Genomic DNA, 15,342 nt, shown 5'->3' on the forward strand with positions numbered 1-15,342 from the left:
GTCAGCCGGGCGTTACGGTGGGACATGAAGCCTCCGTGCGGTGCAGATTCGACACCTTCACCACATCGGAGGCTTCTCTATTGATCAAGTCCCACTGTTAACAACGCTCGTGGTCAATACATCTAGCGGCTCATCCGGCCGCCCGGCCGGGGCGGTCCTCGGGGAGCGGGATCCACTTGTGGGACCAGGTGACCAGCTCGTCCAGCACCGGGCGCAGCTCCTCGCCCATCTGGGTCAGGTGGTATTCGACGCGTACGGGTGACGTGGGCAGGACGCGGCGCTCGACGAGCCCGGCCGACTCCAGCTCGCGCAGGCGGCGGGCGAGCATCGTGTCGTTGATGCCGGGGATGGCCGCCTTGATGTCGCCGTAGCGATGCGCGCCCTTGAAGATCATGTGGATCACCGCGCCGGACCAGCGGGCGCCGATCAGCTCCAGGGCGATGTGGAAGCGCGTGCAGACGGAATCCGAGCTCACCTCTTGATCCTACATTTGCTAAGGAATGTTGAGCTACTCAATAATGTTGAGTGCTGCGTTCCGGCAGCTAGAGCACGAGGAGAGTCATGAACAAGCCCGTCCTGCAGGTCATCGTCGCCAGCACCCGCCCCGGCCGCGCCGGCCGCGCCGTCGCCGACTGGTTCGCCGAGCGGGCCGCCGCCTCCGGGCTGTTCGAGGTGGAGCTGGTGGACCTGGCGGAGGTCAACCTGCCGTTCCTGGACGAGCCGCACCACCCCCGGCTGCGCCAGTACGTCAACGCCCACACCAAGGAGTGGAGCGCCACGGTCGAGCGCGGCGAGGCGTACGTGTTCGTGACCCCCGAGTACAACCACAGCTTCAACGCAGTGCTGAAGAACGCGCTGGACTACCTGCACCACGAGTGGCAGTACAAGCCGGCCGGCTTCGTCAGCTACGGCGGCGTCTCCGGCGGCACCCGCGCCGTCGCGGCCCTGCGCTCGGTGATCAGCCTGCTCAAGATGGTTCCCGTGCCGGAGGCGGTGCACATCCCGTTCCTGCCGCGCTTCCTGGCCGAGGACGGCACGTTCCGCCCCGCCGAGGAGACCGTGGCCGCCGCCGACGCCATGCTGGCCGAGCTGGCCAAGGTCGGCGGCGCGCTGCGCCCGATGCGCCTGGCCTCCTGACCGGTCTCACACGTCGAGGCGGCACAGCCCTTCGGCGAGCGCCTTCGTGGTGAGCCTGGTGCGGCTGTCGCAGCCGAGCTTGGCGAAGATGTGCTCCAGGTGCGTGGTCACCGTGCGCACGCTGAGCACCAGCGCGGCGGCGATCTGCGGGTTGGAGTCGCCCGCCGCCACCCGGGTGAGCACGTCCACCTCGCGGCCGGTCAGCTCGTACGGCAGCGCGCACGGCCGCTCCCCGGCCACCGCCCCCTGGAGCGACCCCTGGAACCCGACGCCGGCCCGCAGCAGCCGCAGCTCGTGCCAGCGCCCGCCGCCGTCCAGCCAGAGGCCGTGGCGGCTCAGCTCCCGCGAGTCGATGAACGCGCGGGCGTAGGCCGCCACGGCCGGATCGTCCCAGAGCGCCGGCGACGGCTCGCGCCCCGGGACCTCGCGCCGGACGCCGAGCCGGTCGAAGGCCACCGCGCGGAAGCCGGGCGGCAGGCCGACCGGGTCGATCACGCATCGGCTCAGGTCGGTGAGGTGCGCGAGCAGCGGGCTGACGGCCGACACCACCGCCCCCATGCGGCCGGGGAACGCGTCGCGGGTGGCCAGGTGCAGCAGCCCCGTGTAGCGGCCCTCGGGCAGGAACAGCGGCGCGGTCAGGCCCGCCCGCCAGCCGTAGGGGGCGAGGTGGCGGCGGAAGTAGCGCTCGGTGCAGGGCTCGGGCATCGGCACGGGGGAGCGGGTCGCGCGGGCGCGGCGGTAGGCCTCCAGCCCGGCGTACTCCTCGGCGGCGTCGCGGTCGATCTGCCGGTGGCCGTCGGAGACGACGCTGTGATGGCGCCCGGTGGCCGGGTCGAAGGCGACGAACTCGTACGCGTCGAGCGGCACCACCCTGCGCAGCGCGGCCATCGCCGCGTGCGCGTCGCCGCCGCCCGCCACCTGATAGCCGACCTCCGCGAACGCCCGGAGATGGCGGACGTCCAGGGTGATCTCGGCCATCGCCCCTTTATACCATTCGCCAATCTCCGAGGCTCTGCTGAAGATTATTTTCAGCGGCCTCGGGGTGCTACCGTGATTCCATGCAGCGCGCTCACGTCATCGCCACGACGACGCCGGACCCCGTCCCGGCGCGCTGACTCCACGCTTCCCGGGCGAACGCCCGGGACCGCTGGTCGTTCGCCCTTTCCCGCGAAAGGATGATCATGAACGACCATCGCAGACTCGGCCGCGAGCTCGGCATCTTCGACACCGACCCGCTCATCGGCTCCGGCCTGCCCTACTGGCTGCCCGCCGGCGCGGCGGTGCGCAGGGCCGTCGAGGACTACGTGCACGAGCTCGAACGCCGCAACGGCTACCAGCACGTCAACTCGCCCGTCCTCGGCAAACGCGAGCTCTACGAGCGATCAGGCCACTGGGCCCACTACGCCGAGGACATGTTCCCGCCGATGAGCGTCGGCGGCGAGGAGTTCGTGCTGCGCCCCAGCCTGTGCCCGCACCACGCGATCGTCTACCGCTCCCGGCAGCGCAGCCACCGCGACCTGCCGCTGCGCCTGGCCGAGCTGGGCGGCATGTACCGCTCCGAGCCGTCCGGCGTGCTCGGCGGCCTCAGCCGGGTGCGCGCCATCCAGCTCAACGACGGCCACGTCTTCTGCCCGCCCGAGCGGGCCGCCGCCGAGGTCTCGGCCGCGCTCGACCTCATCGGGCAGGCCCACGCGCGCCTCGGCGTCGGCGCGGTCCGCTACCGGCTGTCGCTGCGCGGCGAGGGCGGCAAGTACGTCGACGACCCCGCCATGTGGGCCCGCTCGGAGTCCCTGCTGCGCGAGGTGCTGGACGAACGCGGCCAGGACTACGACGAGGAGCCCGGCGAGGGCGCCTTCTACGGCCCGAAGATCGACATCCAGATCACCGACCCGGCCGGCCGCGAGAGCACCCTGTCCACCGTCCAGGTCGACCTCTACCAGCCCGCCCGCTTCGACCTCGCCTACGTGGGCCCCGACGGCCCGCGACGGCCCGTCATGGTGCACCGCAGCGTCGTCGGCGGCCTCGAACGCCTGGTCGCGCACCTGATCGAGGTGCACGCCGGGGCGTTCCCCGCCTGGCTCGCGCCGGTGCAGGCCGTGGTGCTGCCGCTGTCGGACGCCGAGCTGCCCGCCGCCGACGGGCTGCTGCGCCGCTGCCTGGCCGCCGGGCTGCGGGCCGAGCTGGCGCCCGCCGACCGGGGCAGCCTCGCGGCCAGGATCAGGGCGCACCGGCTGGTGCCGTACCAGCTGGTGGTGGGGCCGCGGGAGGCGGCGGCCGGCGGCGCGTCGGTGCGGCTGCGCGACGGCGGCCAGGCGGGGGACGTGCCGGTCGAGCGGCTCGCCGCCGAGGCACGGCCGTTCCCCTGACCGGCTCCGCGGGGCGGTGCGCTACGCGAGGGCGGTGAACCGCCGCGCGTTGCGCACCGCGGCCCCTCCCGGGTCGTTGTTGAAGTACACGTACGCCTCGTCCCAGCCCGCCTCGCGCATCCGGGCCGCCCACGCCGACAGGACGGGCTCGCCGTACTCCCAGCCGTCCGCGGCCTGGTGCAGGCGTACGTACCCCCAGCCGGCGGTGCGCCAGAGCGGGCTGACCGGGCGGTCCAGCCTGTCCGCCCAGCACAGGGCCGCGCCGCGTGCCTCCAGGACGCCCTTGACCTCATCGGTCCACCAGGACTCGTGCCGCGGCTCCACCGCCACCCGCACCCCGCCGGGGAAGCAGGCCAGGCACTGGTCCAGGCGGCCGGGCTCGGCCCGCAGGGTCGGCGGGAGCTGCAGCAGGATCGGGCCCAGCTTCTCCTTCAGCCCCGAGGCCGCGTCCATCAGCCGCCGCACCGGCTCCTCGGGATCCCGCAGCCGCTTGATGTGCGTGAGGAACCGGCTCGCCTTGACCGCCATCACGAACCCGTCCGGCGTGCGCTCCCGCCAGGCGGCGAACGTCTCCTGCCGGGGCAGCCGGTAGAAGGCGTTGTTGCTCTCGACGGTGGGGAACTCGGCGGCGTACGTCTCCAGCCAGAGCCGCTGCGGCACCCCCTCCGGGTACAGCACCTCCCGCCAGTCCTTGTACTGCCAGCCCGAAGTGCCCACCAACCATGTCACGGCTTTACGCCTACCCTGACCCCCGCCGTGCAGTACTGTCACTATTCGTCAGGCGAGGAGGACCAACACGCGATGGGCGCCAATCACGCTCACGGCCCGGCCGCGCCCCTGTCGCGGCGCACGCTCATGGCCGGTCTGGCGGTTCTGGTGCCGCTGGCGATCGTCACGCTGGCGGCGCTGATCTGGCTCTGGCCGGAGGGCGGCCAGTCCGCGGCCCCGGCGGAGACCGGCACCCAGAGACTCGGCGGCACCGTCACCGCCGTCACGCTCACGCCCTGCGCGGCCGTGAGCGAAGGCGCCCCCAGGCCCGACCCCGCCACCTGCGGCAAGGCCACCGTCAAGCTCGGAGAGGGGCCCGACACCGGCAAGGACGTCGAGCTCCGCCTGCCCAGCGGGCCCGGATCGCAGCGTTTCGCCGCGGGCGACGCGGTGATCCTGCTGCGCGCCCCCGACGGCGGCTACCAGCTCTCCGACCACGACCGGGGCATGCCGCTGCTGCTGTTCGGGCTGGCGTTCGCGCTCGCGGTGATCGCCTTCGGCCGCTGGCGCGGGGTGACCGCCCTGGCGGGGCTGGCGGTGACGTTCGTGCTGCTGCTGACGTTCGTGATCCCCGGCATCATCGAGGGCAAGCCGCCCATCCTGGTCGCCGTCGTCGGCGCGGCCGCGATCATGCTGACCGTGCTCTACCTCACGCACGGCTTCTCGCCGTCCACCACGACGGCCGTGCTCGGCACGCTCGCCGCGCTGGCGCTCACCGCCGGGCTATCGTCCGCGGCGCTGGCTCTCGCCCAGCTCAACGGCGCCACGGACGACGTCGCCGTCACCGTCGGCATGAGCCTGCCCATCGACACGCGGGGCCTGCTGCTGGCCGGGATCATCATCGGCGCGCTCGGCGTGCTCGACGACGTCACCGTCACCCAGGCGGTCACGGTGACCGAGCTGGCGCAGGCCAACCCCTCCTACGGCTTCGTACGCCTCTACCGGGCCGCCTCCCGGGTGGGGCGGGCGCACATCGCCTCGGTCATCAACACGATCATCCTGGCGTACGCGGGGGCGTCGCTGCCGCTGCTGCTGCTGTTCAGCATCGGCTCCCAGCCGCTGGGCGAGGTGCTGACGACGCCGGTGGTCGCCCAGGAGATCGTCCGCAGCATCGCGGGCACGCTCGGCCTCATCTCGGCCGTGCCCGTCACGACGGCGCTGGCCGCGTTCGCCGCCTCCCGCCGCGCCCGCTCCGCGCCCGAGCAGGCCGGGCCGGCCGAGGACGAGCCCGAGGACTTCTTCAGCCGCCGGGACGACGCCGACGACGACGACTTCTTCAGCCGGGTGGGCGGCGACGGGCACGTGGTCGCGGCGGGCGAGGCCGAGCGCCGTGAGTCCCCGGTCCCGGAGGGCGGCTTCTTCACCCCGGCCCCGCAGCGTCCCGGCGGCCCGTCCGCGCTGCGCCCCGACCCGCACCCGGCCTACCCGTCGTCCGGCGCGAGCGACGCCCACGCCCAGCCGCCCGCCGGACGCCGCGCCTCCCGCCACCGCCGCCGCGCCTGACCGGCGCGCGCGGCCAGGTCAGGAGGGGGTCAAGTCAGTACGCCTCGGCGCTGCCGTCCACCCGCAGCTTGCGCCGGGCCCGCTCGTAGAAGGTGGTGCCGACCCGCACCACCTTGGCGGCCCCCGGCCACGCGCTCACCGTGATCGAGTCGCCGGGGCACAGGTGGCCGACGACCCTGCCGTCCACCTCGACCGCGAGCCGCCCGCTGGTGGGCAGCACCTCCAGCGTCACCTCCTCGTCCGCGGGCAGCACCAGCGCCCGGTTGAACGACGAGTGCGCCGCCGCGGGCACCACCAGCACCGCCTCCACCCGCGGAGAGACGATCGGCCCGCCCGCCGAGAAGCTGTAGGCGGTGGACCCGGTGCTGGTCGCCACGATCACCGCGTCGGCGGAGAACCGGACGAAGTCGCTGCCCGACGGGGTGACGGCCACGCCCGCGAGCCCTTCGCCGGGGATGCGGACGAGCGCGATGTCGTTGAAGGCGGTCACGTGCGCGTCCGCCACCCGGCTTCTGATCGCCATCCGCGGCTCGACCGTGTAGCGGTGCCCGTCGATGGCCGACAGGGTGTCCGCCAGCTCGTCGACGTCGATCTCCGCGAGGAACCCGAGCCGCCCGAGGTTGACCCCCAGGATGGGCGTCGGCCGCCCGGCCAGCAGCCGCATGGTGCGCAGCATCGTCCCGTCGCCGCCGAGCCCCACCAGCAGGTCGGACCGCTCGACCAGCGTGTCGGCGTCCACCGCGACGGCGCTGCAGTCGATCCGCCCGACCTCCTCGGGCAGGCCGAGCACCGTGGCGTCCTTGGCCCCCGCCCAGCGCAGGATGGTGTCGATCGCCTTCTTCGAGTCGCGCTCCGGATGCAACACCAGCCCGACCGTCCCGACCATGCCCATAGGGCCAGCCTATGCGGTGCCCCTCCTCCGCTACGGTCGAGGGCATGCGGCTTCATGTGGGATGCGCGATGTGGACGCACGCGAAGTGGCCGGGGCGGTTCCTGCCGCCCCACCTGCCGGCGGGGGAGCGGCTGGGCGCGTACGCGACCTGGTGCAACGCGGTCGAGGGCAACACGACCTTCTACGCCACCCCGTCGCGCGACACCGTGGAGTCGTGGGCGCGGCAGACGCCGCCGGACTTCCGGTTCGTGGTGAAGTTTCCCAAACCGGTCACGCACGAGCGGCGGCTGGTGGACGCCGACGAGCCGGTGCGGGCGTTCCTGGAGGCGATGGAGCCGATCGCGTCGCGGACGCACGCGCTCTGGGTGCAGGTGCCCGGCTCGTTCGGGCCCGGCGACCTGGGGGCGCTGGCGGCGTTCCTGCGCCGGGTGCCGCGCTCCTACCGGTGCGCCGTCGAGGTGCGGCACCCGGCGTTCTTCGCCGACGCCCGCGCCGAGCGGTCCCTGGAGCGGGTGCTGGACGCGGCCGGGGCCGAGTGGGTGCCGTTCGACACGACGGCGCTGTTCGCCGCGCCGCCGACCAGCGACGCCGAGCGCGACGCGTGGACCAAGAAGCCCCGCCTGCCGCGCAGGACGCGCGCGCTGACCGGGCATCCGATCGTCCGCTACCTCGGCCGCGACGCCACCGAGCGCACGGTGGAGGGCTGGCGGCCGTGGCTGGACACCGTCACGGCGTGGCTGCGCGAGGGCCGCTCGCCGACGGTGTTCGTGCACACCCCCGACAACGCCGACGCCCTGGAGCTCGCCCGGCGCTTCCACGACGAGGTACGCGCCCGCCTGCCCGAGCTGGAGCCGCTGCCCGAGCCGATGCCGCTGCCCGCCGAGGACGAGCCCCTGACCCTCTTCTGAGCCGGGCGCCCGGCTCGGACACGCGGCGGGCGGGCGTGATCGGGCCGCGGCCCATGATCGCGTAACCTTTCCAGGCATGACGGCCGACTCGCTGGCGCGACGGGTGACGGACCTGCTGGCGCCCCAGGTGCTGGTGATCCTCATGCCGCCGCTCGTCGGCCTCATCGCGCAGGGCTGGAGCGGGGCCGCGTGGGGCCTGGTGGCCTCGGCGCTGTGCGGCGGCGTCCCGGCGGCGGTGATCGCGGCCGGGGTGCGGTCAGGACGGCTCGACTCCCACCACATCGTCGATCGGGCGCGGCGGGCCGGGCCGCTCATGGCGGCCGCGGCGGCGGTGCTCGTGGCGCTGCTGCTGCTCATCCTGCTGGGCGCGCCGCTGCTGCTCGTGGCCACCGTGACCGCGATGCTGGTCGCGCTGGCCGTGACCGTGCCGATCACGCTGCGGTGGAAGATCTCCTTCCACGCCGCCGTGTCGGCCGGGACGGTCGTCGTGCTGGCGTACGTGCTGCCGTCCGCGCCGACGCTGCTCGCCGGGGCGGCGGTGGTGGCGCTGATCTGCTGGGCGCGGGTGCGGCTGACCCACCACACGTGGCCGCAGGTGGCGGCGGGCACGGCGGTCGGCGCGCTGACGACCTGGGCCACCCTGACCGCCTTCGGGCTGTGACCGCCTTCGGACCGCCGGAATAGGCGGGCTCGCGGCGGGGTTGCCGCGTTCATGGATACCGCAGCTCGCGGCCGGGTGCGCGTCGAGCGCACGGCCAAGCGTGTCAGGGCCTACCTGGGCGGGCGGGCGGTGGCCGACACCACCGCCGCCCTCCTCGTGTGGGAGGTCCCGTACTATCCGACCTACTACTTCCCGCTCGCCGACGTCGACGAGTCGGCGCTGAAGGCGACCGGCGCCACGAAGCACTCGCCGTCGCGCGGCGAGGGCGTCGTGCACACCGTGACGAGCGGCGCCGCCGAGGCGCCCGACGCGGCGCTCACCTACCCGGACTCGCCGCTGGAGGAGATCCGCGGGCACGTCAGGTTCGAGTGGGACGCGATGGACGCCTGGTTCGAGGAGGACGAGGAGGTCTACGTCCACCCGCGCGACCCGTACACACGGGTGGACATCCTGCCCACCTCCCGCCACGTGCGGGTGGAGGTGGACGGCGTGACCGTGGCCGACTCGCGCGGCGCCCGCGTCCTCTTCGAGACCGGGCTGCCCGCCCGCTACTACCTGCCGAAGACGGACGTCCGGCTCGACCTGCTGGAGCACACCGACACGGTGACCCACTGCCCCTACAAGGGGACGGCCGAATACTGGTCCGTCAACGGGCAGCAGGACCTGGCCTGGTCCTACCGGACGCCGCTGCCGGAGAGCGAGCGGATCGCCGGGCTGATCGCGTTCTACAACGAGAAGCTCGACATCTACGTGGACGGCGAGCTCCAGGAGCGGCCGAGGACGAAGTTCTCCTAAGCGGCCGGCCGCCACTCGGGGTCGCGGCCGAGGTAGCGCAGCAGCGCGGCCACGTCGTCGTCGCCCTGCTCGGGGGCCAGGGCGGCGGCGTACGCGCCCCACGCGCGCAGCGGCTCGACGATCTCGCGGGCCACCCGCATGAGCGGCCGGGCCAGACCGGGCGTGAGCGGGGAGGGCGCGCCGGCCGCCACCGCGATGTCCCAGGCGTGCACGGCGGCGTCGAGCGCGCACGCGGCCATGCCGGACCAGGCCGTCATCCGGTGCGGCGGGACCGGGGTGGGCACCTCGGCGGCGTCGTGGTCGACGGCCGCCCAGGCGGCGGCCGAGCGGGTCAGCGCCGCCTCCAGGAACGCCGCCGGGTCCTGCTCCGGTTTGCCGGAGGGGGAGAACGGGTCGAAGTCCGGGCCGGGCTCGCCGGTGAGCGCGGCGGCGAACCCGAGCTGGTCGCCGGCCGCGTGCTGCAGGACGGCGGTGACGTTCCAGTCCGCGCAGGGCGTGGGAAGGTCCCAGCCGCCGGCGGGAACGGCGGCGACCGCCGTGCGCAGCGCCTCGTGTGCCTCGTCCAGAACGTCCCAACCGCTGGTGATGCCGCTCATGTGTGAGCCCCCTTTCGTGGTGACTCCACTCTATCAGAACGGAATGCTTTGTTCCACTGGTGGCTCACCCTCTCGCGATCAGTCCGTACGGCTCGTCAGGAGCCGGGTGAGGACGCGGACGCCGAACTCCAGCCCCTCCACGGGCACCCGCTCGTCCTTGCCGTGGAACATGCCGAAGTAGTCCAGGTCGGGCCGGAGCATGAGCGGCGCGAAACCGTAGCCCTTGATGCCGATCCTGGCGAACGACTTGGCGTCCGTCCCGCCCGCCATCACGTACGGCACCGGCCGCGCGAGCGGGTCCTCCGCCGTGAGCGCCCCGGCCAGCTCGTCGAAGAACGCCGACGGGTACGGCGCGTCCGGCGCGTCCTCCAGGTTGACGAACTCGCGGGTGACCTTCGCCCCGAGCAGCTCGTCGATCGTCTCCAGGAACTCCTCGCGCAGCCCCGGCAGGTAACGCCCGTCCACGTGCGCCTCCGCCGTCGAGGGGACGACGTTCACCTTGTAACCGGCGTCCAGCATGGTCGGGTTGGCCGAGTTGCGGATCTGGCTCTTGAACAGGCTGCCGAGCGGGCCGAGCCGCGCGGCCTCCTCGTCCAGCCGGTCCAGGTCCACGGGCCGGCCGGTGACCTCCCCGAGCTCCTTCAGCAGCGCCGCCACCGACGGCGTCAGCCGTACCGGCCAGCGGTGGGAGGCGACGCGGGACAGGGCGTGCACCAGCGTGGCGACCGGGTTGTCCACGGGCGGGCGCGAGCCGTGCCCGGCCACGCCGTGCGCGGTCAGCTTCATCCAGGCGGTGCCGCGCTCGCCCACCGCGATCGGGTACACCCGGTGCCCGCCGGAGGCCACGCTGAACCCGCCGGACTCGCTGATCGCCTCGCTCACCCCGTCGAACAGCTCGCGGTGCTCGGTGACCGCGTGCCGCGAGCCGTGGTCGCCGGTCGCCTCCTCGTCGGCGAGGAACGCGAGCACCAGGTCCCGCCGGGGCCGCTCGCCGCGCGCCGCCATGCCGAGCACGGCCGCGAGGGTCATCGCGCACGAGCCCTTCATGTCGACCGCGCCGCGTCCGTACACGCAGCCGTCCACGATCTCGCCCGAGAACGGGTGCATCCGCCACTCGGCCGGGTCGGCCGGCACCACGTCCAGGTGGCCGTGGACGAGGAGCGCGTCCGGCGAGTCGCCGGCGATCCTCGCGACGACCGTGGTCCGCTTCGGCGCCGCCTCGAACACGACCGGCTCCAGGCCGGCGTCGGCCAGCAGGGTGGCGGTGTACTCGGCCGCGGGGCGTTCCCCCGATCCCGGATTGGTGGTGTCGAACCTGATCAGATCCGAGCAGATCTCGGCGACGCTCTTCACACTCGTCCCTTCAGGGTCAGCGGCGGCACCTCGGGCGTCTCCATGCCGAAGATCAGCCCGTAGAAGGCCAGCTCGGCCTCCAGGGTCGCGACGATGGTCTCCTCCCTGCGCCAGCCGTGCTGCTCGCCGGGGAAGGTCAGCAGGGCCCACTCCTTGCCGTGCCGGTCCAGCTCGGCGGTGAAGCGCTCAGCCTGGCTCACGTCCACGATGGCGTCCTCCAGGCCGTGCAGCATCAGGCACGGGCCCGAGGCGCGGGCGGCGTTGAGCAGCGGGGAGCGCTCGGTGTAGCGCTGCCGGGTCTCCGGCAGCGGGCCCACCAGGCCGTCCAGGTAGCGGGACTCGAAGTCGTGCGTCTCGGCCGCCCAGCTCTCCGGGTCGGTGATCGCGTAGTGGGCGACGCCGCCCGCGAACACGTCGCTGTGCACGAGCGCGGCGACCGTCGTCCAGCCGCCCGCGCTGCCGCCGCGGATCGCCAGCCTGGCGGCGTCGGCGCGGCCCAGCTCGACCAGGCCGCGCGCCACCACCGCGCAGTCCTGCACGTCCACCACGCCCCACTGGTGGCGCAGCCGCTCCCGGTAGGCGCGGCCGTAGCCGGTCGAGCCGCCGTAGTTGACGACGGCGACGCCGATGCCGCGGCTGGTGAAGTAGGCGATCTCCAGGTCGAGCACGATCGGCATGTGTCCGGTGGGGCCGCCGTGCACGAAGATCACGTACGGGGCCGGCCCCGCGGGCGCCCCTGACGGCGGGTAGAGGTGCGCGTGCACGCCCTCGACCGTCACCGCCTCCGGGGCGGGCAGCAGCGCCCGGTCCGGCAGCGGCTTGGGCGCCGAGACGACCTCGGGCGCGCCGCCGTCCAGGTCGAGCAGCACGACCTCCAACGGCGTGTACGGCGTCGCCGACACCCCGGCCACCCGCCCGTCCGCCACCGACACGGTCGAGGCCCAGTACGTCGCCTCCCCGCCGATCTCGCGCAGTCCGCCGCTCCCCGGGTCGAGCACGCCGAGCCTGCGGTGGTCGGCCGTGCCGTACAGGGCCGCCAGCCGCCCGTCCGCCGCGACGGCGAAGAACGACATGCCCGGCTTCCACGTGGCCGCGCCGAACTCCGACTCCAACGGCGTGAGGTTGACCGAGGGGGAGCCGTCGAGGGGCACGAGGTGGATGTTCCACCAGCCGGTGGGGTCGGTCACCGCGTACAGGCTCGCCCCGTCGCGCCACTCCGCCTGGGCGACCGACTCGCTCGGGCCGCCCGCCACCACGCGGTGCGGGCCCGCCGTGCCGTCCGCGCCGAGCGGGGCCACGCACAGCTCGGTGCCGTCCCAGGGCATGTTCGGGTGGTCCCAGCCGATCCAGCAGACATGCCGGCCGTCCGGCGACAGGCGGGGGTTCATGAGGAAATGCTGGGCCTTCGCGACCACCCGGACCTCGCCGCCCGCCAGCGGCACCGCCACCAGGTCGCGGACGTCGTCCACCTCGCGCACCGCCCACACCTCGTCGCGGCCCGGCGGCAGGTACAGGTCGGCGTACCTGGCGGGGCCCTCCGGGGTGAGCGGGACCGGCTCGGCCCCGCCGTCGCGGCGGTAGAGGCGCTGGTCGGCCCAGTTCGTGAAGACCAAGCCGCCGCCGGGCAGCGGGCGCCAGGAGCGGCCGCCGTACTCGACCACCCGGTTGCGGGCGTTCCAGCCGGGCGGCAGCGCGTCCGCCCGCGTCCCGTCCGGCAGTCTGCGCACCACGCACCGGCGGCCGCCCTCGTGGGGACGCGGCTCGTCCCACCACACCTCGACGCCGGCGGGCGTGGCCACCGCCTCCACCCACTGGGGGCCGCCGTCGGTACGGGCCACGTCGATCGGTCGAATACTCATGAACTCACCAATTGCCATCACTACTGTAGGGAAGGGACTGCTCGGGCGGGTGCAGCACGTACGCGATGCCGCCGCTGCCCGAGCCCCGCAGCCACACGTTCTCGAACGCGGCCCGCGGATACACCCGCCGCACCTCGCCGTCGGGCACGGCCGGGTCGTTCACGATCACGTCGCCGGCCGCGGTGAAGCCGGTGACGACGTGGATGTGGCCGTTCGTGGAGTAGCCGGAGCCGGGCAGCTCGTGCGCCTTGAACGACTGCGACGTGATCACCGGGATGCCGGCCCTGACGAACAGCTCCAGCTCCGCCGCCGAGCGCAGCCGCGTCACGAACCCGGTCAGCCCGTAACGGCCCGCGTAGGCCACGTTGAACGGCCAGTTGCCGGTGCCCTGGTAGCTCTCGTCGTAGGCGCCCATGGCCGCGTGGTCCACGGCCGGGGCCGGGTCGTCGGCGCCCACCCAGGCGAGCTCGTCCGGGCCGGGGCCGCGTCCCCAGTAGCCGAGCACCATGGTCACCGACGCCGGGCCGCACCAGTTCGCGCCGCCGCCGTCGAAGCGCGGGTGGTGGCCGGCGTGCGCGTGCTGCCAGTGCCGGGGGACCGTCAGCTCCACCGGCTCGGCGGTGAGCGGCGCGCTCGGCGTGACCGGCCGGCGCGGCACGGCCGAGGCCATCACGCCCAGCCCGGTCACCCGCGCGGGCCCGTGCCGGGCGATCCGCACCTGGTAGGCGGTCACCGGCCGGCGCGCGACGAACGTGTCCACCGCCACGTCGCCGTCCTCGTCGCCCTGGCCGGGGACCGACGTGCGGGGGGCGCCCTGCTCGGACCAGCGGCCCATCACGTACCACTTGGTGAGCGCCCCCGACGGGACCCTGGCCCGGAGCGCGATCTCGATCCAGGCGCCGGGCGGGGTGCGCGCGGTCCACGAGGGGACGAGCTGGGTGGCGGGGAAGCCGATCTCGCGTTCCTCGCCGGTCCACACCTCGCCCGCAGGCTCGCCCGTTGCCGGGGGCACGGCGAAGCGGGCGAAGGAGACGCGGGCGAGATCGACGGTGAGCACCAGGCACATTGTGGTTTCGTCCCCGGATGCCGCACATCGGATGGTTTACGTACCGGCCTGGGCGGGGGCGTTCCCCGGCGGCATCCCGGCCGCGGAATTGTGTCGGTGTTGATCTCTAATGTGCGGGCCATGACTCAAGCCGTACAGGCCTACTCCTACGCGGGCCACTCCACCCTCACCGACGGCAGGCTCGGCCTCTCGACCTCCGGCGGCACCGCGCTGTCCGGCCCGCAGGCGCACCCCCGCTTCTTCAGCGGCCTGCTCACCCACGCCGCCCCGGCCGCCGCCGGGCTGCTGGCCGTCGCCGACGTCGCGCTCACCCGCTACCACCAGCCCCGCCCCGGCTGGACCCGCGACCCGGTGGTGACCTGCGACGGCGACCGGCTCAGGTTCGAGTCGTTCTCCGCCTGCGGCGGCGTCTACGCCCGCCTCGACGTGCTGGAGCTCGACGGCGACGTCCTCGACCGGGGCACCACCAACGTCGACGTCAACGGCCCGCTGCGCGAATCCCTCGCCAGGGTCGGCGGGCGCGACCCGCTCCACCTCGGCGTCGGGCCCGACGAGCTGACCGTCACCACCCTCGACGGCGCCGTCGTGGAGAAGAAGGTGCCGCTGCCCGAGCGGTGGCTGCGCGGCTTCGCCGAGGTGCAGGTGATCGCCGCCGGGTTCGACCTGCGCGCCGAGCTGGCGGGGCCGCAGGCGGTCCGCTTCCTGCGCTCCCTGCCGCGCGGCGCCCGCTCGACCGTCTGGGCCGTCCCGTCCGGGCGCGACCTGCGCCCGTCCTCCGGGCCCGCGCGCGGCGGCGTCTGCCTGTCCGGCACCGGCCGCGTCGCCACCCTCCTGCCGCTGCTGCGCTTCGCCAAGAAACTCCGCGTGTACGGGCCCGCCGACGGCTCCTCCACCGCCGGCGCCTGGGAGCTGGAGCTGCCCGGCATGCGCTACACGCTCGCCGTCTCGCCCGAGCCGTGGCGCGGCTTCTCCGGCGAGGGCGCCGTCCTGTCCGACCTCGCCACCGACGAGGCCGCCGGCGACGCCGACCTGGTCGGCATGCTGCTCAACTTCGAGCCGACGGTCGAGCTCGGCCTGCTCGCCGACCGCTCCGGCCTGCCGGTCGAACGCGTCCGCGCCGCGCTCACCCAGCTCGGCGTCGCCGGGCGCGTCGGCTACGACCTGCACGAGGCCGCCCACTTCCACCGCGAGCTGCCGTACGACCGCGACCAGGTCGCCCAGCTCAACCCCCGCCTCACCGCCGCCCGCCGGCTGGTCGCCTCCGGCGCGGTGCGCCTCATGGGCGACGACGCGGCCGAGGTCACCACCGACGGCGGCGTGCGCCGGGTGCGCATCGAGTCGGGCGAGTGCACCTGCACCTGGTGGTGGGACCACCGGGGGTCGCGCGGCCCCTGCAAGCACGTCCTCGCCGCCCGCATCGCCGCCCGCCCCGCCACCC

The 15,342-nt window shown here is 74.1% G+C and carries 14 protein-coding genes and 1 pseudogene; 7 read left to right on the plus strand and 8 right to left on the minus strand.

What is annotated here, in order from left to right:
• Nucleotides 1-130 precede the first annotated feature (130 nt).
• A complete protein-coding gene (locus ACBR40_RS46870) occupies nucleotides 131-475 on the minus strand; it encodes a helix-turn-helix domain-containing protein (RefSeq protein ID WP_344205721.1) in 345 nt (114 codons plus the stop codon).
• Nucleotides 476-561: 86 nt separating this feature from the next.
• Between ACBR40_RS46870 and ACBR40_RS46875 the strand changes: the two genes are divergently transcribed.
• A complete protein-coding gene (locus ACBR40_RS46875; protein ID WP_371252930.1) occupies nucleotides 562-1,137 on the plus strand; it encodes an NADPH-dependent FMN reductase in 576 nt (191 codons plus the stop codon).
• Nucleotides 1,138-1,143: 6 nt separating this feature from the next.
• Here ACBR40_RS46875 and ACBR40_RS46880 read toward each other — a convergent pair whose 3' ends face one another.
• The gene (locus tag ACBR40_RS46880; RefSeq protein ID WP_344205724.1) at nucleotides 1,144-2,115 is read right to left on the minus strand and encodes a LuxR C-terminal-related transcriptional regulator; all 972 of its coding nucleotides are present in this window, start codon (nucleotides 2,113-2,115) and stop codon (nucleotides 1,144-1,146) included.
• A 188-nt stretch (nucleotides 2,116-2,303) separates the two neighbouring features.
• Between ACBR40_RS46880 and thrS the strand changes: the two are divergent.
• Nucleotides 2,304-3,503, plus strand: a pseudogene (gene thrS / locus ACBR40_RS46885) (threonine--tRNA ligase); the annotation flags it as partial.
• Nucleotides 3,504-3,524: 21 nt separating this feature from the next.
• Here thrS and ACBR40_RS46890 read toward each other — a convergent pair.
• Nucleotides 3,525-4,232: a DUF72 domain-containing protein gene (locus ACBR40_RS46890; RefSeq protein WP_371252931.1), complete on the minus strand. Its 708-nt coding sequence runs from the start codon at nucleotides 4,230-4,232 to the stop codon at nucleotides 3,525-3,527.
• A 72-nt stretch (nucleotides 4,233-4,304) separates the two neighbouring features.
• Between ACBR40_RS46890 and ACBR40_RS46895 the strand changes: the two genes are divergently transcribed.
• Nucleotides 4,305-5,774, plus strand: a complete 1,470-nt coding sequence (locus ACBR40_RS46895; RefSeq protein ID WP_371252932.1) for a YibE/F family protein — start codon at nucleotides 4,305-4,307, stop codon at nucleotides 5,772-5,774.
• A 34-nt stretch (nucleotides 5,775-5,808) separates the two neighbouring features.
• Here ACBR40_RS46895 and ACBR40_RS46900 read toward each other — a convergent pair whose 3' ends face one another.
• Nucleotides 5,809-6,666, minus strand: a complete 858-nt coding sequence (locus ACBR40_RS46900; RefSeq protein ID WP_344205729.1) for an NAD(+)/NADH kinase — start codon at nucleotides 6,664-6,666, stop codon at nucleotides 5,809-5,811.
• A 44-nt stretch (nucleotides 6,667-6,710) separates the two neighbouring features.
• On the opposite strand from ACBR40_RS46900, the gene ACBR40_RS46905 reads away from it, so the two are divergent.
• From ACBR40_RS46905 to ACBR40_RS46915, 3 genes are all read left to right on the plus strand, one after another.
• Complete coding sequence (locus tag ACBR40_RS46905) at nucleotides 6,711-7,574, plus strand: DUF72 domain-containing protein (protein WP_371252933.1); 864 nt, start codon at nucleotides 6,711-6,713, stop codon at nucleotides 7,572-7,574.
• A 76-nt stretch (nucleotides 7,575-7,650) separates the two neighbouring features.
• Nucleotides 7,651-8,235 (plus strand): hypothetical protein, encoded by a 585-nt coding sequence (locus ACBR40_RS46910; protein WP_344205732.1) that lies wholly within the window; start codon nucleotides 7,651-7,653, stop codon nucleotides 8,233-8,235.
• A 51-nt stretch (nucleotides 8,236-8,286) separates the two neighbouring features.
• Entirely contained in the window at nucleotides 8,287-9,030 is a 744-nt protein-coding gene (locus tag ACBR40_RS46915; RefSeq protein WP_371252934.1) for a DUF427 domain-containing protein, read from the plus strand.
• Here the strand turns inward: ACBR40_RS46915 and ACBR40_RS46920 are convergent.
• The 4 genes from ACBR40_RS46920 to ACBR40_RS46935 all read right to left on the minus strand — a co-directional run bounded on the left by ACBR40_RS46920 (nucleotide 9,027) and on the right by ACBR40_RS46935 (nucleotide 13,904).
• Nucleotides 9,027-9,626: a TIGR03086 family metal-binding protein gene (locus ACBR40_RS46920; protein WP_371252935.1), complete on the minus strand. Its 600-nt coding sequence runs from the start codon at nucleotides 9,624-9,626 to the stop codon at nucleotides 9,027-9,029. The two genes, ACBR40_RS46915 and ACBR40_RS46920, sit on opposite strands and share 4 nt — an antisense overlap.
• Before the next feature lie 78 nt (nucleotides 9,627-9,704).
• Entirely contained in the window at nucleotides 9,705-10,979 is a 1,275-nt protein-coding gene (locus tag ACBR40_RS46925; RefSeq protein ID WP_371252936.1) for a M20/M25/M40 family metallo-hydrolase, read from the minus strand.
• Nucleotides 10,976-12,838, minus strand: coding sequence for a prolyl oligopeptidase family serine peptidase (locus ACBR40_RS46930; RefSeq protein ID WP_371252937.1), 1,863 nt, complete (start codon nucleotides 12,836-12,838; stop codon nucleotides 10,976-10,978). The genes ACBR40_RS46925 and ACBR40_RS46930 overlap by 4 nt, the downstream gene beginning before the upstream one ends.
• Before the next feature lie 4 nt (nucleotides 12,839-12,842).
• Entirely contained in the window at nucleotides 12,843-13,904 is a 1,062-nt protein-coding gene (locus ACBR40_RS46935; RefSeq protein ID WP_371252938.1) for a C39 family peptidase, read from the minus strand.
• Between the two features lie 120 nt (nucleotides 13,905-14,024).
• On the opposite strand from ACBR40_RS46935, the gene ACBR40_RS46940 reads away from it, so the two are divergent.
• Nucleotides 14,025-15,342: SWIM zinc finger family protein (locus ACBR40_RS46940; RefSeq protein ID WP_371252939.1), on the plus strand; the 1,318-nt coding region annotated here is incomplete at its 3' end.

This window comes from Nonomuraea sp. AD125B, from assembly GCF_041402765.1.
Taxonomy (GTDB): domain Bacteria; phylum Actinomycetota; class Actinomycetes; order Streptosporangiales; family Streptosporangiaceae; genus Nonomuraea; species Nonomuraea bangladeshensis.